The 17522-nt window shown below is 73.2% G+C and carries 17 protein-coding genes; 11 read left to right on the forward strand and 6 right to left on the reverse strand.

Annotated features, from left to right (window positions below; all coding sequences use genetic code 11):
- Window positions 1–12: 12 nt before the first annotated feature.
- Entirely contained in the window at window positions 13–1350 is a 1338-nt protein-coding gene (locus MFF06_RS14915; protein WP_238205255.1) for an LLM class flavin-dependent oxidoreductase, read from the reverse strand.
- Window positions 1351–1571: 221 nt separating this feature from the next.
- Between MFF06_RS14915 and MFF06_RS14920 the strand changes: the two genes are divergently transcribed.
- Both MFF06_RS14920 and MFF06_RS14925 read left to right on the forward strand, forming a co-directional pair.
- Complete coding sequence (locus MFF06_RS14920) at window positions 1572–1892, forward strand: DMT family transporter (protein WP_238205256.1); 321 nt, start codon at window positions 1572–1574, stop codon at window positions 1890–1892.
- Between the two features lie 68 nt (window positions 1893–1960).
- A complete protein-coding gene (locus MFF06_RS14925; protein ID WP_238205257.1) occupies window positions 1961–2848 on the forward strand; it encodes a hypothetical protein in 888 nt (295 codons plus the stop codon).
- On the opposite strand, the gene MFF06_RS14930 is transcribed toward MFF06_RS14925, so the two are convergent.
- Window positions 2755–4443 carry a methyl-accepting chemotaxis protein gene (locus MFF06_RS14930; protein ID WP_238205258.1) on the reverse strand — a complete coding sequence of 563 codons (1689 nt, stop codon included), beginning with the start codon at window positions 4441–4443 and terminating at the stop codon, window positions 2755–2757. The two genes, MFF06_RS14925 and MFF06_RS14930, sit on opposite strands and share 94 nt — an antisense overlap.
- A 378-nt stretch (window positions 4444–4821) precedes the next feature.
- A complete protein-coding gene (locus MFF06_RS14935; protein WP_238205259.1) occupies window positions 4822–5400 on the reverse strand; it encodes a peroxidase-related enzyme in 579 nt (192 codons plus the stop codon).
- A gap of 225 nt (window positions 5401–5625) precedes the next feature.
- Between MFF06_RS14935 and MFF06_RS14940 the strand changes: the two genes are divergently transcribed.
- The 9 genes from MFF06_RS14940 (at window position 5626) to MFF06_RS14980 (ending at window position 14886) form a co-directional block, all read left to right on the forward strand.
- Window positions 5626–5931 (forward strand): hypothetical protein, encoded by a 306-nt coding sequence (locus MFF06_RS14940; RefSeq protein ID WP_238205263.1) that lies wholly within the window; start codon window positions 5626–5628, stop codon window positions 5929–5931.
- A 39-nt stretch (window positions 5932–5970) separates the two neighbouring features.
- Window positions 5971–6327, forward strand: coding sequence for a DUF4087 domain-containing protein (locus MFF06_RS14945; RefSeq protein WP_238205264.1), 357 nt, complete (start codon window positions 5971–5973; stop codon window positions 6325–6327).
- 168 nt (window positions 6328–6495) lie between these two features.
- Window positions 6496–6741, forward strand: coding sequence for a hypothetical protein (locus MFF06_RS14950; RefSeq protein WP_238205265.1), 246 nt, complete (start codon window positions 6496–6498; stop codon window positions 6739–6741).
- A 132-nt stretch (window positions 6742–6873) separates the two neighbouring features.
- Window positions 6874–7833: an efflux RND transporter periplasmic adaptor subunit gene (locus tag MFF06_RS14955; RefSeq protein WP_238205378.1), complete on the forward strand. Its 960-nt coding sequence runs from the start codon at window positions 6874–6876 to the stop codon at window positions 7831–7833.
- Window positions 7834–7942: 109 nt separating this feature from the next.
- Complete coding sequence (locus MFF06_RS14960; RefSeq protein WP_238205380.1) at window positions 7943–11020, forward strand: efflux RND transporter permease subunit; 3078 nt, start codon at window positions 7943–7945, stop codon at window positions 11018–11020.
- 187 nt (window positions 11021–11207) lie between these two features.
- Window positions 11208–11672, forward strand: coding sequence for a MarR family winged helix-turn-helix transcriptional regulator (locus MFF06_RS14965; protein ID WP_238205266.1), 465 nt, complete (start codon window positions 11208–11210; stop codon window positions 11670–11672).
- Window positions 11669–13720: an FUSC family protein gene (locus tag MFF06_RS14970; RefSeq protein WP_238205267.1), complete on the forward strand. Its 2052-nt coding sequence runs from the start codon at window positions 11669–11671 to the stop codon at window positions 13718–13720. Before MFF06_RS14965 ends, MFF06_RS14970 begins: the two co-directional genes overlap by 4 nt.
- Window positions 13717–13926 carry a DUF1656 domain-containing protein gene (locus tag MFF06_RS14975; protein WP_238205270.1) on the forward strand — a complete coding sequence of 70 codons (210 nt, stop codon included), beginning with the start codon at window positions 13717–13719 and terminating at the stop codon, window positions 13924–13926. The genes MFF06_RS14970 and MFF06_RS14975 overlap by 4 nt, the downstream gene beginning before the upstream one ends.
- An 18-nt stretch (window positions 13927–13944) precedes the next feature.
- On the forward strand, window positions 13945–14886 hold the full coding sequence (locus MFF06_RS14980) for an efflux RND transporter periplasmic adaptor subunit (protein ID WP_238205271.1): 942 nt from the start codon (window positions 13945–13947) through the stop codon (window positions 14884–14886).
- 11 nt (window positions 14887–14897) lie between these two features.
- Here MFF06_RS14980 and MFF06_RS14985 read toward each other — a convergent pair whose 3' ends face one another.
- The 3 genes from MFF06_RS14985 to MFF06_RS14995 all read right to left on the reverse strand — a co-directional run bounded on the left by MFF06_RS14985 (window position 14898) and on the right by MFF06_RS14995 (window position 17077).
- Complete coding sequence (locus MFF06_RS14985; RefSeq protein ID WP_238205273.1) at window positions 14898–15575, reverse strand: L,D-transpeptidase; 678 nt, start codon at window positions 15573–15575, stop codon at window positions 14898–14900.
- Window positions 15576–15821: 246 nt separating this feature from the next.
- Window positions 15822–16682, reverse strand: a complete 861-nt coding sequence (locus MFF06_RS14990; protein WP_238205275.1) for a COG3904 family protein — start codon at window positions 16680–16682, stop codon at window positions 15822–15824.
- Between the two features lie 128 nt (window positions 16683–16810).
- Entirely contained in the window at window positions 16811–17077 is a 267-nt protein-coding gene (locus MFF06_RS14995) for a hypothetical protein (RefSeq protein WP_238205277.1), read from the reverse strand.
- Window positions 17078–17522 lie beyond the last annotated feature (445 nt).

Genomic DNA, 17522 nt, shown 5'->3' on the forward strand with positions numbered 1-17522 from the left:
GTGTCTCTCCGCTCAGGCGGCGCCCGCGCGGGCGGGCCATCGGGGCGGGCGCGAGCCCAGGTGCCCGCGCAGGGTGGTGTGCTCGTAGGCTTCGCGGAACAGGCCCCGGCGGCGCAGCTCCGGCAGGACGAGGGCGATGACGTCGTCGAGGCCCCCGGGCAGAGTCGGCGGCATGATGTTGAACCCGTCCGCGCCCCCCGCCCGGAACCGCTCCTCCATCTCGTCCACGATCTGCGCGGGCGTGCCGACGATCTGCGAGTGGCCCCGTGCCCCGGCGATGCGCAGGGTGAGTGCGCGGAGCGTCAGCCCCTCGCGGCGGGCGAGGTCGAACATCAGTTGCTGGCGGGACTTGATGCCGTTGGCCTCCGGCAAGGCCGGGACCGGACCGTCGAGGTCGTAGCCCGAGAGGTCGAACCCACCGATCATCCGCTCCAGCAGGGCGAGGCCGACCACGGGGTCGATCAGCGCCTGCAACGCCTCGAACTTGGCCCGCGCCTCCGATTCGGTGCGCCCGACCACGGGAAACAGGCCGGGCATCACCTTCAGGTCGTCACGCTCCCGGCCGAACCCGGCCATGCGCTCCTTGAGGTCGCCGTAGAACTCGGTGGCCTCGGCGAGCGTCTGGTTGGCGGTGAAGACGATCTCGGCGGTGCGTGCGGCGAGGTCCTTGCCCGGCCCCGAGGCACCCGCCTGCACCACCACCGGCTGGCCCTGCGGCGTGCGCGAGATGTTGAGCGGCCCCCGGACCTCGAAATGCTTGCCGTGATGGTTCAGGGGACGGAACCCGTCCGGCTTCGAGAACTGGCCGCTCTCCCTGTCGATGATCACCGCGCCGTCGTCCCAGGTGTTCCACAGGCCGAGGACGACATCCACGAACTCCTCCGCCCGCTCGTAGCGGTCGGCGTGGCGGGCGATGGTGTCGTTGCCGAAATTGGCCGCCTCCGCGTCGGTGGCGGAGGTCACGAGGTTCCAGCCGGCCCGGCCGCCGCTGAGATGGTCGAGGGAGGCGAAGCGGCGGGCGACGTTGTAGGGCTCGTTGAAGGTGGTGGACGTGGTGGCGACGAGGCCGATCCGGCGCGTCACCGCCGCCAGCGCCGAGAGCAGCGTCACCGGCTCGAAATGCGTCGAGCGGGCGGTGCGCTCGCTGGAGCGGAGGTTCGCGTCGCGGATGCCGGTGCCGTCCTCCAGGAACAGGAGGTCGAACTGCGCCGCCTCGGCGCGCTGCGCCCAGCCGACGTAACGGTCGAGCACGAGCCCGCCATCCGCCTCGCTGGACGGGTGCCGCCAGCCGGCGACGTGGTGGCCGGTGGCGTAGAGGAACGCGCCGAGGCGCAGGGTGTCCTGTGTCATCGTCCGGTTCAGACCCATGAAGCGCGGCGACCTTGCCGCCGCCGGGGAGCCCGCGTCAACGAAGGACCGCCCTGCGGCCCGCTCGCGTGCGTGGGCTTGACGGGCCGGAGCGGTCGCGCCACTTCCAACCCGGCGAGGCCACGTCCTCCTGCTCCCGCAGCCCCTCCGCGCGGGGGCATCTCAAGTCCGGGACGGCCCGGCCCTTCGTCCCGGGGGCCGTCATGGCGTGGATCACTCTTCTCATCGCAGGACTTCTCGAAGTCGTCTGGGCCTTCGCCATGAAGCAGTCCGACGGTTTCACCCGGCCGTGGCCGACGGCGGTCACGATCGTCACGATGATCGCGAGCTTCGCCCTCCTGTCCCTGGCCATGCGGTCCCTGCCCCTCGGAACCGCCTACACGGTCTGGACCGGGATCGGCGCCGTGGGCGCCTTCCTCGTCGGCATCGTATGGCTCGGCGAGGCGGTGACCCCCGCCCGCCTCGCGGCGGCAATCCTCATCGTCGCCGGCCTCGTCACGATGAAACTGTCCGGCCCGGCCTGAGGGTTGCGCTCGGGGGACGCCGGTGGTCTGTCCCATCCGCATCCCGGCGTGTCCGGCGGAGATCCAGCATGTCGGCCCTGGTGGTGGCCTCGCTCGTCCGGGCGCTGACGGCGGCCACCGTCGTCGTGCTCGCCTCCGTCCTGGCGGAGGTGCTCGGCCCGCTCTGGGGCGCCCTGGTGATCAGCCTGCCGGTGACGGCAGGGCCGGTCTACGTCTTCATGGCGCTGGAGCACGAGACCGGGTTCGTCGCCGGGGCGGCCCTCAACGGCTTCGCGGCGAACGCCGCCACCGGGCTCCTGCTCCTCACCTATGCCCGGCTGGCCACGGACCGGAGCCTGCTGCGCTCCTTCGGCCCGGCGGTGCTGGCGTGGCTCGCCGCCGCCCTGCCCATCGCAGCGGTGACGTGGACACCGCTCACGGCGTTCCTCCTGAACGTCGCCGTCTACGGTGTCGGGATGGCTCTCGTGCGGCCCTCGGCCCGCAGCGTCCTCGCCCCCGCCGCCGCCGTGGCGCGCCCGCGCCCCCGGGACCTGCTCCTTCGGGCCGCCGCCGTGGCCCTTTTCGTCTCCGGCGTCCTGGCCGTCAGCGCGATCCTCGGACCGGCGCGGACGGGGGTGATCGCCGCCTATCCCGTGACGCTGACGAGCGCCTTCGTGATCCTGCACCGCCGCCTCGGGGGCGCGGCCATGGCCCGGATGGCGGCCATGACGATCCGCGGCGTCTTCGGCTTCGGCCTGACGCTGCTGACCCTGCACCTGTCGATCGAGCGGTGGGGCGCGCCCGCCGCCCTGGCGACCGCGCTCCTCGTCTCGCTGGTCTGGTCGGCGGGGCTGCTCGCCCTCCAGCGCCGCCCCGCTCGGGCTCAGGCGGCGCGGACGGTGGCGAGGAACCGGGCGACCTCGGAGGAGAGGTACTCCGACTGGCGGGACAGTTCGCCCGAGGCCGACAGGACCTGACCGGCCGCCGCCCCCGTATCCTCCGAGGCGCGGGCGACGACCACGATGTTGCTCGTCACCTCCGTGGTGCCGGTGGACGCCTGGGAGACGTTGCGCACGATCTCCTGGGTCGCCGCGCCCTGCTGCTCCACCGCGGCGGCGATCGAGGTCGCCACCGTGTTGATCTCGCGAATGCGGTCGCTGATGACCCCGATCGCCGACACCGCCTGATCGGTGACCCCCTGGATCTCCCCGATCTGCCCGGCGATGTCGCCCGTCGCCCGGGCGGTCTGGTTGGCGAGTTCCTTCACCTCGGCGGCCACCACGGCGAAGCCGCGGCCCGCCTCCCCGGCCCGGGCCGCCTCGATGGTGGCGTTGAGGGCAAGGAGGTTGGTCTGGCTGGCGATCTGCGAGACCAGGCCGACCATGTCGCCGATCCGGGCCGAGGTCTGGCGCAGGGCCTGGACCAGGGCCGCCGTCTGGTCGGCCTCGCCCACCGCCGCCTGCGCGAGGCTGGCCGAGCCCCGGACCTGTCGGCCGATCTCCTGCACCGAGGCGCCGAGTTCCTCCGCCGCCGCCGCCACGGTGCCGACGTTGGAGGCCGCCTCCTCCGCCGCCGCCGCCACGGCGGTGGATTGCACCGCCGTCTCCGATGCGGCCGAACTCATCTGCTGGGCCGTCGCCTGCAACTCGGTAGCCGAGGACGAGACCATGGCCACGATGCCCCCCACCGCCGCCTCGAACCCGTCCGCCATCTGGCGCATCCCCGCCTTGCGCTGTTCCTCGGCCGCGAGGCGCGCCTGCGCGGTCTCGGCCTCCAGGGCGCGGGTGCGGATGAGGTTGTCCTTGAACACCTGCACCGCCGCCGCCATCGTCCCGATCTCGTCCCGGCGCTGCCGGAAGGGAATCTCGGAGGCCGCGTCGCCCGCCGCGAGGCCGTGCATCGCGCCGGTCATGACCGCGATGGGACGGGAGATGCGCAAGAGCCCGAACAGGCCGGCGGCGCAGGCGGCGAGCAGCGACAGGGCGATGGCGACGGTCGCCGCGAGCGAGGCCGCGTCGGCGCCCGCCAGCGCGAGGTCCGCCTCCCGCTGCGCGCCGGTCTGGTTGAGGGCGACGTCCCGGAGGATGGCCTCCCGGATCTCGTTGAAGACCGCGACGGTCTCCCGCTGCCCCATCAGGGCAAGGGCCTCGCGGTTCTGCCCCTGCACGGCCATGGCCATGGCCTCGCGGCCGATGGCCTCGTAGCGCGCCCAAGCCTCGCCGAACGCCTCGTAGAGCCGCCGCTCCTCCGGTGAGGAGATCAGCGGCTCGTAGGTCTTGCGCAGCCCCTGGAGCTTGCCGATGGCCGCCGCCAACTCCTTTTCGTCGGCCGCGACGGTGGCGGGCGTCGTGAGGCCGGTCATCCGCAACTGCTTGATGCGCACGTCCGTCGCGGCGGCCCGGATGTCGTTGAGGACGACCACGGAGGGCAGCCAGTTCGCCGCCACCTCGCTCACCGCGTGGCGGATGCCCCCGAGCTTGGCGAGCGAGAGGACGCCCTGGCCTGCGCAGATCAGGGCGAGGAAGCCGAAGGCGGCCGCGAGGGACGCCTTGAGGGACAGGGTGGGGCGCATGACCGGACCGTCGCGGGAGTGCCGGACGGGCCGCCGCGCGGGATTCCGTCCGGTGCAGTTTCCGCGAAATCTCGATGACAATGCTTACGCTTGGATTGATCGCCGTCACCGCGGCACGGTTTTCTGGTCACCGCGTCCTCACGATTACGTTATCGGTCGCGAAAGTCGGTCAATCCGGAGCGTGGCCGTCTCGGTTTGCCACCAAACCGCGCGGAGCGGTGTCTCCGGGGGCCTCGCGAGGATCCGGGAGGCCCGGAGCGTGGAATGTATTCTGTTAGACAGAAGTGAGGTTTCGCCGCTGAAATCGCGCATTTTGAATGCATTCCCACCGCAAAACGCGGGATTTACCGTCCTCGGCGCCCTCCACGCGGAAGTCGCTCAGCCGCGTCCCATGGCGTAGAATTCGGGGTTCGCGCGCATGTTCGTGACGTTGGCCAGCCGATTGGACAGGCCGAAGAAGGCGGCGATCCCGGCGATGTCCCAGATGTCGTCGGGCGTGAAACCGTGCGCGTCGAGGGCCGCCATGTCCGCGTCCCCGGTGAGGTGGGCGGCTTGGCTGACCTTCATGGCGAAGTCGAGCATCGCCCTCTGCCGCGGCGTGATATCGGCCTTCCGGTAGTTCGCCGCGATCTGGTCCGCGATGAGGGGGTTCTTCGCGCGGATGCGAAGGATCGCGCCGTGGGCGATCACGCAATACTGGCACTGGTTGGCGGCGGAGGTCGCCACCACGATCATCTCGCGCTCCGCCTTGGTGAGGCCGCCGGGCTTGTCCATCAGGGCGTCGTGGTAGGCGAAGAAGGCCCGGAACTCCTCCGGGCGGTGGGCCAGGGCGAGGAAGACGTTGGGCACGAAGCCCGATTTCTCCTGCACCGCCTCGATCCGCTGGCGGATGTCCCCGGGAAGGTCCGCGAGCCTCGGGACCGGAAAACGGCTGACCGGTCGATCCTGCTCTGCCATCGCCCACTCCCCAGGCCCATACGCGCGCCCCGGCGGGACGATACGCGCGGGAGGACGCCGCATACAGCCCTCGTCCGTGCCTCACCCGTCCGGCGCCACTGCCACCCTCCGTCACCCTCGCCCTCTTCCTTGCCCTCTCCCTTGCCGCGCGGCGGCGGCGATCCATCTCCCCGGCCCGAACGGCGGGTCTGTGGCCCGGCCATCCCCCCTGCAGCGGAATTCGCCATGCGCCCTGGTCATCTCGCCGCCCTCCTGTGCCTCGTCGTGGGTCCGGCCGCCGCGCAGCAGCCGGGCCGGCCCGCCGCCGACGAGTCCGTCCCCGCCTGCGACAGCCTGATCGACCTGCGCCGCCTCGCCGCCGCCGCGGGGGACAACAGGGAGAAGGCCGTGGCCGAGATCGCCTCCCAGCCGGGGTGCCGCCTCGTCTCCCGGAAGGCGATCGGCACCACCGAGCGCCGGGCGGTGGTCGGCGGCGCACCCTACGAATGCCTCACCCAGCCCTCCGGCCCGTGCCTCTGGGTGCTGCCGTAGGTCCGCCGGTCCCCCCGCCTCGCGCCAGGGAGTTCGCCCGTGATCCTCCGCCCGGTCTGCGCCGCCGCGCTCGTGCTGGCTTCGACGATGGCGGCGGGCGCGGCGACCCGCTGCGGCTGGCTCGCCAACCCGACCCCCGGCAACTGGTTCTTCACCGACCGTGACGGGGACTGGACCCTCGGGACGCAGGGAGGCCCCCATGCGCGGGGCCTCGACACCCTGCCCGACCTGACCGTGCGCGACTGGATCGTGACCAATTCCGGCTCCTACGGCTACGGCTGCGCCTGCCTGAGCCTCGATGCCGGACCCGGCCGGACGGTGCGGGCCATCGCCGCCTTCCAGCAGCGTCCGCTCTCCGATTGCCGGAGGGACAGAGCCCTCCCAAACCGGGAGTGAACACCTCGCCCCGTCACGGCGCGCATCCCCCAAACGGGTGATGCGGCGGCCGCCGCACCGGCGCTACCAATGGCAGAAATTCTGCCAGGGAGACCACGGCCCGTGACGTCGGACAGATCCCCTCCATCCCGTTCGCTCCGTCGCCGGCCGGAGATCGGCCGACCGCCTGTGGACTGGCGGGGGGAGCGGCCGGGAGACAGGCCAGGCGTCCGGCAAGGCCACAAGATCGTCCGCTGGATCGGCGCGGCCAAGCGCCGGGCCGCGAGGCTCTCCCGTGGAGACGCCGCCGAGCGCAGCCTCGCGGAGGTGATCTCCCTGGCCTGGGCCGACACCTTCGGCCGGCCCGCGCGCCGGCACGACGGCACCTCGCCCGGCTCGGGCGGGGTCGTCCTGCTCTTCACGCCGCGGTCCTGAAGCCCGCGCCGCCCCGGCCCCGCTGGACCCCGGCGGCGAGACCGGGCATCAGGAGGGCTGCGGGGCGGAGCGGGGCCGGGGGACGGAATGCGGCGGGCAGCCTGGGGGACGGCACTGCTCGTTGCCCTGTCGATGCCGGGATCCGGCCGGGCGGCCGGCCCCTCGCCGGGGCGCGTTACCCAGGAGGGCGGGCGGGCAGTGGTCCGGCTGACCGAGGCGGAGCGCGCCCGCATCGGCGTGGCCACGGCCCACCTGCCGAACAAGCCCCACGCCGTCGAGATCCAGGCCTATGGCAGCGTCCTCGACCTCGCCCGGATCACCGACCTCACCAACAGCTATGCCGGGGCCGTGGCCGCCCTCAAGACCGCCAAGGCGCGGGCCGAGGTCTCCGCCAGCGCCGTGAAGCGGGCGCGGACGCTCGGCCCGGCGGGCATCGCGGCGGCGCAGCTCGAAACCGCCGAGGGCAGCGCCCACACGGACGAGGCGGCGGTGATGGCCGCCGAGTCGCAGCTCCGCACCCTGGCGGCCACGGCGCAGCAGGAATGGGGCCCGACGCTCGGCCGCGCCATCGTGGAGCGCGCGCCCCTCGCCACCCGGCTGATCGAGCGCACCGACCTCCTCGTGCAGGTGACCCTGCCGCCGGGCGAGTTCCTCAAGGAGGCTCCCGTCGCCGCCTTCGCCGAGGTGCCGCCGCAGAGCGAGCGGGTGGCGATGCGCCTCGTTTCGCCCGCGACCCGCACGGACCAGCGCATCCAGGGCCTCAGCTACTTCTACCTCGTGGCCGGCGACAGCGGCCTGTTGCCGGGCATGAGCGTCCAGGCCTTCCTCACCTCGCCCCGACGGGCGGTCGGCGTGGCGGTGCCGGAGAGCGCGGTGGTGCACTGGCAGGGCGGCGCCTGGGTCTACCGCGCCCTCGGCCCCGACGCCTTCGCCCGCCACCCGGTGAAGGCCGAGGCCGCCACCTCCGCCGACCGCCCGGTCATCGACGACCTCGGCGAGGACAGCGACATCGTCGTCACCGGCGCGCAGGCCCTGCTCTCCGAGGAGCTGAAGGGCCAGACCCAAGCCGTCGGCGACGCGGACGACGACTGAGCGCCCCGTGACCGGATCCCAGCAGCCAGACGGCCCCGGTGCAGGGGACGCCGGACACCGCGCGGAGGCGCCCCCCTCCGGGCCCCAGGCGTGGCTCGTCGGCTTCAGTGTGAGGCGGCCGGGGATCGTGCTCGCCCTGGCGCTGGCGCTGGCGGCCTACGCCATCCTCGCCCTCGGCGCGGCCCGGTACGACGTCTTCCCGGAATTCGCGCCGCCCACCGTGAGCGTGCAGACCGAGGCGCCCGGCCTGAACCCCGAACAGGTCGAGGTGCTGGTCACCCAGGCCGTGGAGGGCGCGATCAGCGGCCTGCCGGGGCTCGGCACCCTGCGCTCGAACTCCATCCAGGGGCTCTCGGTCGTGACCGCGACCTTCGGGCCCGGCAGCGACATCCTCCGGGCGCGGCAACTCGTCAACGAACGGCTCGCCGGCGTCGCGGGCCGCCTGCCCCAGGGCGCCGGCCCCCCGGCGATGACGGCGCTTACCTCCTCCACCAGTTCCGTCCTGCTGATCGGGCTGACCTCCGCCACGCGCTCGGCCATGGACCTGCGCACCGTGGCGGACTGGCGCGTGCGCCTGCGCCTGCTGGCGGCCCCCGGCGTGGGCGAGGTGCTGGTCTATGGCGGCGACGTCCGCTCGATCCGCATCCAGGTCCGTCCGCAGGACCTCATCCGCTACCGAATCGGCCTCAACGACGTGCTGACGGCCGGGCGGAAGGCGACCGGGGTGCGCGGCGCGGGCTTCATCGATACGCCCAACCAGCGCATCACCCTCCAGACCGAGGGTCAGGCCCTGACGCCCGAGGCGGTGGCCCGGACGGTCCTCGTCAACGAGGGCGGGGCGAGCCTCGTGATCGGCGACGTGGCCGACGTGACGAACGCGCCCGAGCCCGCGATCAGCGCCGCGCTCGTGGATGGGCAACCGGGCGTGCTGCTGATGGTCGGCGCCCAGTTCGGCGCCAACACCGTGACGGTGACAGAGGGCGTCGATGCGGCCCTCAACGAGTTGCGACCCGGGCTCGCCCGCGACGGCATCACCCTGCGGGCCGACCTCTTCCGCCCCGCTGCCTTCGTCGCGCAGGCCACCGGCAACGTGGTGCAGGCGCTGGCGCTGGGCGGCGTCCTCGTGGTGGTGGTGCTGCTGCTGTTCCTGTTCGACTGGCGCACGGCGCTCGTGAGCGCCACGGCGATTCCCCTCTCGCTGCTGGGCGCCGTCCTCGTGCTCGGCCTGTTCGGTCAGAGCCTCAACACCATGACGCTGGGCGGGCTCGCCATCGCCATCGGCGAGGTGGTCGACGACGCGGTGATCGGCGTCGAGAACGTCATGCGCCGCCTGCGCGAGAACCGGCGCCTGCCCGCCCCGGCCGGTGAGGCCCGCGTGGTCTTCGCCGCGATCCTGGAGGTGCGGGTCTCGGTGGCCTACGCCACCTTCGCGGTGCTGCTCGTCTTCCTGCCGGTGCTGGCGCTCACCGGCGTGCCGGGGCGTCTCTTCGGCCCGCTGGCGCTGGCCTACATCCTGGCGGTGCTGGCCTCGCTCGCCGTCGCGCTGACGGTGACGCCGGCCCTGGCGCGCCTGCTGCTCGCCGGGCGCCGGAGCCTGCCCGCGAGGGAGCCGCCGGTCACGCGGGCGGTGCGCGGGGTCTATGCCGGGCTGCTCCGGCGCCTCGTGCGCCACCCCTTCGTGACGATGGCCGGCGGCCTCCTCGCCGTCCTCGCCGGGCTCGCGCCCGCGGCCTTCCTCGGCGGGACGTTCCTGCCCGACCTGAAGGAGGGGCACTACATCCTCCACACCGCCGCGGCGCCGGGCACCTCGCTGACGGAGACCCTGCGCCTCGGCGGGCACCTGACGAGTGCCCTCAAGGCGATTCCCGGCGTGCGCGCCGTCGCCCAGCAGGTCGGACGGGCGGAGGCCGGCTACGACCTCGGCGGCACCCACGAGAGCGAGATCCACATCGACCTCGCCCCGGGCCTCGACGGCGAGGCCCAGGAGCGGGCGGAGGCCGGGATCCGCGCCCTGATGGCGGCGACGCCGGGGGCGACCTTCTCGCTCAAGACCTTCCTGACCGAGCGGATCGAGGAGGTGGTTTCCGGTTTCACGGCGCCGGTGGTGATCAGCGTCTACGGCGCCGACCTCGACGCGATCGACGCCGCCGCCCGGGAGGTGGCCAAGGAACTCGCGGAGGTGCGCGGCGCCGCCGACATCCAGCTCCGCGCCCCGGCGGGGCTGCCGCAGATCAACGTCTCTCTTCGTCCAGGCGACCTGCGCCATTGGGGGCTCGACGCCATCGAGGTGCTCGAACTGGTGCGCACCGCCTACCAGGGCGACACGGTGGGTCAGTCCTACGAGGGCAACGCCGTGTTCAACGTCGTGGTGGCGCTCGCCCCCTCCCCCGGCGCCCGGCCGTCCCGCCTCGGCGACCTGCCGCTGCGCACCCCCGGGGGCAGCTACATCCGCCTGTCGCACGTGGCCGACGTCTACGAGACCACCGGGCGCTACGCCGTCGGGCACCTCGGCGCGCAGCGGGTGCGGGTGGTGACGACCAACGTGGCGGGCCGCGACCTCGCCTCCTTCACCGAGGCGGTGAAGCGCAAGATCGCCCGCGAGGTGAAGCTGCCGCCGGGGGTCTTCGTCGGCTTCGGCGGCGCCGCCGAGGCCCAGGCCAGGGCCCGCCGGGACCTCACGGTCTATGCGGGCCTCGCGGGTCTCGGCGTCGTGTTGCTGCTCGCCCTGGTCACGGGCTCGGTGGCCAACCTCGCCCTCGTCCTCGTCAACACGCCCTTCGCCGTCATCGGCGGCATCCTCGCCGTCGCGGCGACCGGGGGCGTGGTGTCCCTGGGGGCGATCGTCGGGTTCGTGACCCTGTTCGGGATTTCGCTCCGCAACACCATCATGCTGGTCGCCCATTACGAGCATCTGGTGCTGGTCGAGGGTCGGCTCTGGGACACGCAGGCCGCCATCGACGGGGCCGCCGACCGGGTGGTGCCGATCCTGATGACCTCCCTCGTGACCGGCCTCGGGCTCCTGCCGCTGGCCCTCGGGGCGGGCGAACCCGGCCGCGAGATCGAGGGGCCGATGGCCATCGTGATCCTCGGCGGGCTCGCGAGTTCGACGCTCCTCAACCTCGCGGTCCTGCCCGTCCTGGCCCGCCGCTTCGCCCGGTTCCGGGCCCCCGGGCCGGTCCTCGTGTAGCGGGCCTAAGGCCCCGCCTCGCCCCTGCCTCGCCAGGACCGACGAGCCGGGAAAGCCGCGCCGGGATCCTCCCATGCATCGCTTGCATCAAAACTGATAGCTTACTATCTATAAGCAGGCGACGGGATTGCCCCGGCGCGCGGCCCGTCATCGCCGGCGGGCCGGACCTCCGACCGCGATGGGTCCGATGAGCGAGGATCTTGCCCGCCTCCGTCAGGGCTTCACCCACACCCTGCTCGTCGCGGGGCGCCAGTACCGGCGCGCGGCCAACGCCGTGGCAGAGGCCTACGGCCTGTCCGATGCCACCGCCCTGCCCCTGCTGCTGATCGGCCGTCACGGCGGCGAGCCCCGCCAGACCACCCTGGCCGAGGCGGTGGGGATCGAGGGCCCATCCCTCGTGCGCCTCCTCGACCAGCTCGGTGCCCAGGGCTTCGTCCTGCGCAAGGAGGACCCCACCGACCGGCGCGCCAAGGTGCTGAGCCTGACGCCCGCCGGCCGGGCGGTGGTGACGGCCATGGAGGCCGACCTCGATACCCTGCGGGAGGCGGTGTTCGGCAGCGTGAGCACCGCCGACCTGGAGGCCAGCCTGCGGGTGTTCCGGGCCATCCAGGACCACGACCGCCGCCATGCGACCGGGGAGGCGACGCCGTGACCCTCCCTGGCTGGCGCGACTGGGCCTTCGCGCTGAAGACCTTCGCCGCCGCGATGCTGGCGCTCTACCTCGCCCTCTGGATCGACCTGCCGCGCCCGTACTGGGCCCTCGGCACCGTCTTCATCACGAGCCAGACGCTGGCGGGGGCCACCCGGTCGAAGGCCCTGTACCGGGTCCTCGGCACGCTGCTCGGCGCCGCCGTGAGCGTCGTCATGGTGCCGAACCTCGTGAACGTGCCCGAGCTCCTGACCCTGGCGATCGCCCTCTGGGTCGCCCTCTGCCTCTACGTGTCGCTCCTCGACCGGACCCCGCGGGGCTACCTGATGATGCTCGCGGGCTATACCGCCGCGCTGATCGGCTTCCCGGCGGTGGGCGAGCCGGGCACGATGTTCGACACCGCCGTCGCCCGCGCCGAGGAGATCACCCTCGGTATCCTGTGCGCCAGCCTCGTGAACACGCTCGTGCTGCCGCGCTCGGTCGCGCCGCTGATCGCGGAACGCCTGGACCTGTGGCTGCGGGACGCCCGCAGCTGGGCCGCCGCCGCGACGGGGCGGGCGGGGGCCGGGCGCCCGGCGCTGGCCTCCGGAGCCCTGCGCCTCGCCTCCGACGCCATCGCCTTCGACGCCCTGGCCACGCCCCTGCGCTACGACGGGACGGGGGCGGAACGCGCGGCCGTCGCCATGGCGATTCTGCGCCAGCACATGCTGATGGTGTTGCCCATCGTCTCGGCCGCAGCCGACCGGATCGCGGTGCTCGAACGGGACGGCGGACTGCCGCCCCAGGTCGGCGCGCTCCTCGACGAGGTCGCCGCCTGGATCGCCTCCGGCACCGCCGACCCGGCGGAGGCGGCCCGGCTCCGGGCCAAGGCCGAGGCGCTCCGCCCGGATCCGGGCGGCGTGCCACGGGAGCCCTGGCGGGACCTCGTCCTCGCGAGCCTCGCCGCCCGGCTCGGCGACCTGATCGACCTGCGCCAGGACATCCGCGTGCTGCGGCGGCACCTCGTGGAGGGCCGCCCCCTGCGCGGCCCCCTCTCCTTCCGCTACACGGCGAAGGCGCGCAGGATCCGGCACCGCGACCACGGCATGGCGCTGCTGTCGGCTGCCTCGGTCTTCCTCGTGATCCTCGTCACCTGCGGCATCTGGATCGCCACCGGCTGGCCGGATGGGGCGGGGGCGCCGATGATGGCGGCGGTGGGGTGCTGCTTCTTCGCGGCTCAGGACGACCCCGCGCCCTCGATCCTCGGCTTTGCCAACTCCGCCATCCTCGGCGCCGTCGGCTCCGGCCTCTACCTGTTCGCGATCCTGCCCCAGGCCACGAGCTTCGAGATGCTCGCCCTCGCCCTGGCGCCGGGCCTGATCCTGTGCGGACTCGGCATGACCCAGCCGAAGGCCGCGCCGCTGGCCATGGGCGCGGCGGTCAATGGCTCGGCGCTGATCGCCCTCCAAAGCAGCTACACCGGGGATTTCGCCGCCTTCGCGAACTCCGCCGTGGCCGTCGTCGGCGGCATGTGGGTGGCGGCGGTGACGACGCGCCTCGTCCGCTCGGTCGGGGCGGGCTGGTCGGCCCGGCGTCTCCACCGCGTCAACCGTCGCAGCCTCGCCCTGGCCGCCGCGGGCCACGGGGCCGGAAGCGGGCTCGAACTCGCCGCCCTCATGCTCGACCGCGTCGGGCTCATCGCCCCCCGCCTTGCGGCCCTGCCGCCGGAGGACGCCGCCGCGACGGCGGACCTGATCGCCGAGGTGCGGGTCGGCATCAACGTGGTGGAGTTGCGCCGCGACCGGCGGCGGCTCACGCCCCCGGCGCGGGAGGCGGTCGAGACCCTGCTCGCGGCGGTGGCGCGCCATGCGGAGAGCGGGGCGGCACGGCCGGCCGCCGACCTCCTCGCGCGGATCGACCGCGCCCTCGACGCCGTCGGCGCCGACCCGTGCGCGCCCGGCCACGACGCCGCGCTGATGGGCCTCGTCGGCCTGCGCCGGGGCCTGTGCCCGGACGCCTCCCCCTATCCCGGCCGCCCGGCGGCTCCCCCCATCACGGCGCAGGCGGCATGACCGGCGAATTCGACATCGGCGGCGTCTTCATCCCGGCCCTCGGGGTCTGGATGCTCGCCGCCTTCCTCCTCAGCCTCGCCGTGCGGCGGGTGCTGGCGCGGCTCGGCGCCTATCGCGCGGTCTGGCACCGGCCGCTCTTCGACCTCGCGCTCTACGTCCTGCTGCTCGGCGCCGTCGTCTCCCTCACGCAATCCCTGACATCCTGACCCTCGGGATCCTTCGCCATGACCCGGTTCCTCGCCCCGTTCCTCCGCCTCGCCGTCACCGCCGCCATGGTGATCGCCGCCCTCGCGGTCGGCCACGGCCTCTGGGACTATTCCATGAACGCGCCCTGGACCCGCGACGGCCGGGTCCGCGCCGACGTGGTGGAGGTCGCCCCCGACGTGTCGGGCCTCGTCACCGATGTCCTCGTGGAGGACAACCAGGCGGTGAAGCGCGGCGACGTGCTGTTCAAGATCGATCCCGAGCGCTTCACCCTCGCCCTGAGGCAGGCCGAAGCCATGGTCGAGGGCAAGCGCGCCAATGCGGAGCAGGCGGCGGCGGACTACCAGCGCTACAGCAAGTTGAGCGATGCCGCCGTCTCCCAGCAGAAGGTGGAACTGGCCCGCGCCGCCGACCTCGCCGCCAAGGCGGCCTATGACCAAGCGGTGGCGGATCGCGACCTCGCCAAGCTCAACCTCGCCCGGTCCGAGGTGCGGGCTTCGGTCAACGGGCGGATCACCAACATGGAGTTGCGCCCCGGCCACTACGTCAACACCGGCAAGGGCGTGATGGCCCTGGTCGACGGCGACACGCTGCGCGTGGAGGGCTATTTCGAGGAGACCAAGCTGCCGCGCATCCATGTGGGCGACAGGGCCAGCATCCGCCTGATGGGCGAGGGCACGGCGCTCGGCGGCCGGGTCGAGAGCATCGCGGCGGGGATCGAGGACCGGGAGCGCTCCGCCGGGTCGACCCTGCTCGCCAACGTCAACCCGACCTTCGCCTGGGTGCGGCTCGCCCAGCGCATCCCCGTGCGGATCAAGCTCGACGCGGGGGCCGACCGCCGCCTGCTGGTGTCGGGCCGCACGGCGACGGTGGCGATCGAGACTCCCGGTGCAGCCCCCGCCGCCGGCCTCCTCGGCGGGTGGCGGCAGGCGATGGCCGAGGCCGGGTGGATGGCCCGGTAGCGGGGCGGGCGTCAGGCCGGCAGCACGACCACCTTGGTCTTGACCGGGGTGCGCTCGTAGAGATGGATCATGTCCTGGCTCAGCAGGCCGACGCAGCCGCTGGTGATGCCGTTGCCGATCGTCTCCGGGTCGCTCGACGCGTAGATCGTGTAGAGGGTGTATTTCCCGTTCTGGTAGAGATGCAGGGTGCGGGCCCCGAGGGGGTTTTCGAGGCCGCCCGGCATCCCGCGGGCGTATTTCGCGGCCTCGGGCTGGCGGCGGATCATCTCCGCCGGCGGGGTCCAGGTCGCCCACTCGGACTTGCGGCCGACATAGGCGTCCCCGCTCCACAGGAAGCCGTCGCGCCCCACGTTCGCGCCGTAGCGGGTGGCCGAGCCACCCTCCTCGATGTGGTAGACGTAGTAGTTCTTCGGATCGACGACGATCGTGCCCGGCGCTTCCTTGGTGTCGTAGCGGACGGTGCGGCGGTAATACTTCGGATCGAGCTTGGCGACGTTGACGGCGGGGATCGCGAACTTCTCGTTCGGCATCGGCCCATAGAGCGCCTGCGCGTCGGCGAGGCGCATCGTGTCGGCGGTGTTGCAGCCGCCGAGTTCCAGCGCGGCGAGGCCCGCTGCAGAGCCGAACAGGAAGGTCCGGCGATCGAACGTCCCGCGCCGGGATGGGGCTGCTCCGGTCACCGTCTTCATGGTCTGCGACGTCCCTGTCCTCGTCCGGAGGGAGAGTTCGTCGGCCTGCGCCCCGGTCCGTCCCCGTATCGGGGCGGTGCCGCCCTGCGGCCTGGCGGACAAGCTTCGGCCTCTCCCGGCGGACCGCCCTTCGGCGTCCGCGTGCGCGGAGTGAAGCGTGGCGATTGCGGCATCGGTGAGGTGAGGCGGGGTTTATCCCCGACTTCCTTCGCCTTCTCCCCGCCCCCGCGCGCGACGACGGGGTGCCTATCGCCCTATCGGGTGGGCCGGCGGGCAGGCCCCGTCGCAGCCCGCCGCCGCGACGCGCACCGGGTTTGCCCCGGCCAGGGCGCCCGGCACGGCGGGGAAGCGGTCCCGCGCCACCACCTCCGTGACCACATGGGCCGCACGCAGCTCGGCGGTGGTGGGAATCCAGATCTCGGCCGGGGCGACCTTCAGCGCCCGCGCCACGAAGGCGGCGGGAAGGCCGGCGGCGCGGTAGGCCGCCCGCTCCGGCGCCGGATCGACGGCGTGCACGCCTCCGTCCTCATCGACATCGTAGGGGGCGTGGAAGCCGAGGCGCCCGTCGGGTCCGAGGTAGCGCCTGCGGCCCTGCGCGAAGATCAGGGTGCAGGCGGAGGCGCAGGCGTCGGGCACGTAGGTGGAGAGGCCCCGCGCCGCCACGAGCCGCCCGATGGCGGTCGCCTCGTCCACGAGCCCGCCGTCGCTGTCGAGGTGCAGGCGCGTCACGCGGGGATGGGCCGCGAGCATCGCCGCCACCCTGGCGGCCACGCCCTCCGTGAGATCGCCCGCCAGGATCAGGTCCCGGCCGCCCGGTGCCAGGGTCAGGCGCGCCGGACGCTCACCGTCGCCGGATGCGCGCGGCCCGACGCGATCCGCCGGGGCGGGCGGCACCGTGAGCGCGGCGCGGTGCGTCAGGGCCCCGAGGGCGATCGCCGCCGCGGCGGCGGGCTCCGCGGCGGCGGGCTCCGCGGCGGCTTGGCAGGACGTCCCGGACCGCAGGGGAACCGACGGAAGCACCATGGCTGCCAGGGCGGCCAGTGCGAGCGAGGCGAGGAGCGAAGGAGCCCAGGCCGAACCGGCCCGGCGGAGGAGCGGGAGGTGCATGACGGGCTGTTCCAGCAAGGCGCGGACCAACGGGCCGGCGATCAGCCGTGACCGAGGGGCCCCGGCCGCGGTGGCGGCGCGGCCGGGGGCGGCATGGGGCGTCAGGAGGGAGGGCCGGGGGCGCGGCGCTACTGGAGATAGGAGACGAACATCTCCGAGACCGCCCGGGAGGCATAGGCCTCGGGACTCTCGCCCCAGCGCACGGGGAAGGCTTCCGCGACTTTCCGGCCCGCCAGGATGCCGAGCACCTCGTCCGGCATCAGGCCATCCTCGTAGGCGCTGGCCAGGGCGGCCTCCTCGTAGCGGGCATGGGCGCGCGGGGTCCGGGGGCGGTACGCGGCGCGCGGCGTCAGGGGCGCGAGGTCGTGGCTCGGGGCGCTATCGTGGGGCTGCATGGCAGTGGGCCTTTCGTATCCGTTGTCTCGATGAATGGGTCTCCTGGCTGGAATGGAGGCAACGACAACACGACATCGACTTGGCCACTTGCCCAAGATCAGTCATCGATCGATCCTCCGTGGTTGATACCGTCGAACTCGCTGCCGACGATGAAACTCTACCGGCGAACCGCAAGAATGTGCTGCCAAATGCATCCCCCGCCGCAATGAGGATGGGCTCCCGCGGCGGGCCCGCGTCACAAAACTCTTCCCAGGCTCGCCCTCGGCCTGGGTCCGTGACCGCAGAGGCCGCCGACCTCGCCGTCATGGCGAAAAGGGAAGCCATCCCGAGGCGCTCGCCTTCCGCCGAGGCTGACCCTTACGCCCTCACCCCCCTCATCCTGAGTGTCTGGCCGGACAGTCAGCCCTTGTCCCCACCGCGCCCTCATCCCGAGAGACTGGCCGA

This window comes from Methylobacterium aerolatum, assembly GCF_022179085.1.
GTDB lineage: Bacteria > Pseudomonadota > Alphaproteobacteria > Rhizobiales > Beijerinckiaceae > Methylobacterium > Methylobacterium aerolatum.

Coding starts and splice junctions, on each gene's coding strand:
- MFF06_RS14920 (WP_238205256.1), top strand. CDS start 1,572: ATGGCGTGGATCACTCTTCTCATCGCAGGACTTCTCGAAGTCGTCTGG.
- MFF06_RS14915 (WP_238205255.1), bottom strand. CDS start 1,350: ATGACACAGGACACCCTGCGCCTCGGCGCGTTCCTCTACGCCACCGGC.
- MFF06_RS14965 (WP_238205266.1), top strand. CDS start 11,208: ATGAGCGAGGATCTTGCCCGCCTCCGTCAGGGCTTCACCCACACCCTG.
- MFF06_RS14990 (WP_238205275.1), bottom strand. CDS start 16,682: ATGCACCTCCCGCTCCTCCGCCGGGCCGGTTCGGCCTGGGCTCCTTCG.
- MFF06_RS14930 (WP_238205258.1), bottom strand. CDS start 4,443: ATGCGCCCCACCCTGTCCCTCAAGGCGTCCCTCGCGGCCGCCTTCGGC.
- MFF06_RS14935 (WP_238205259.1), bottom strand. CDS start 5,400: ATGGCAGAGCAGGATCGACCGGTCAGCCGTTTTCCGGTCCCGAGGCTC.
- MFF06_RS14980 (WP_238205271.1), top strand. CDS start 13,945: ATGACCCGGTTCCTCGCCCCGTTCCTCCGCCTCGCCGTCACCGCCGCC.
- MFF06_RS14955 (WP_238205378.1), top strand. CDS start 6,874: ATGCCGGGATCCGGCCGGGCGGCCGGCCCCTCGCCGGGGCGCGTTACC.
- MFF06_RS14975 (WP_238205270.1), top strand. CDS start 13,717: ATGACCGGCGAATTCGACATCGGCGGCGTCTTCATCCCGGCCCTCGGG.
- MFF06_RS14995 (WP_238205277.1), bottom strand. CDS start 17,077: ATGCAGCCCCACGATAGCGCCCCGAGCCACGACCTCGCGCCCCTGACG.
- MFF06_RS14985 (WP_238205273.1), bottom strand. CDS start 15,575: ATGAAGACGGTGACCGGAGCAGCCCCATCCCGGCGCGGGACGTTCGAT.
- MFF06_RS14940 (WP_238205263.1), top strand. CDS start 5,626: ATGCGCCCTGGTCATCTCGCCGCCCTCCTGTGCCTCGTCGTGGGTCCG.
- MFF06_RS14925 (WP_238205257.1), top strand. CDS start 1,961: ATGTCGGCCCTGGTGGTGGCCTCGCTCGTCCGGGCGCTGACGGCGGCC.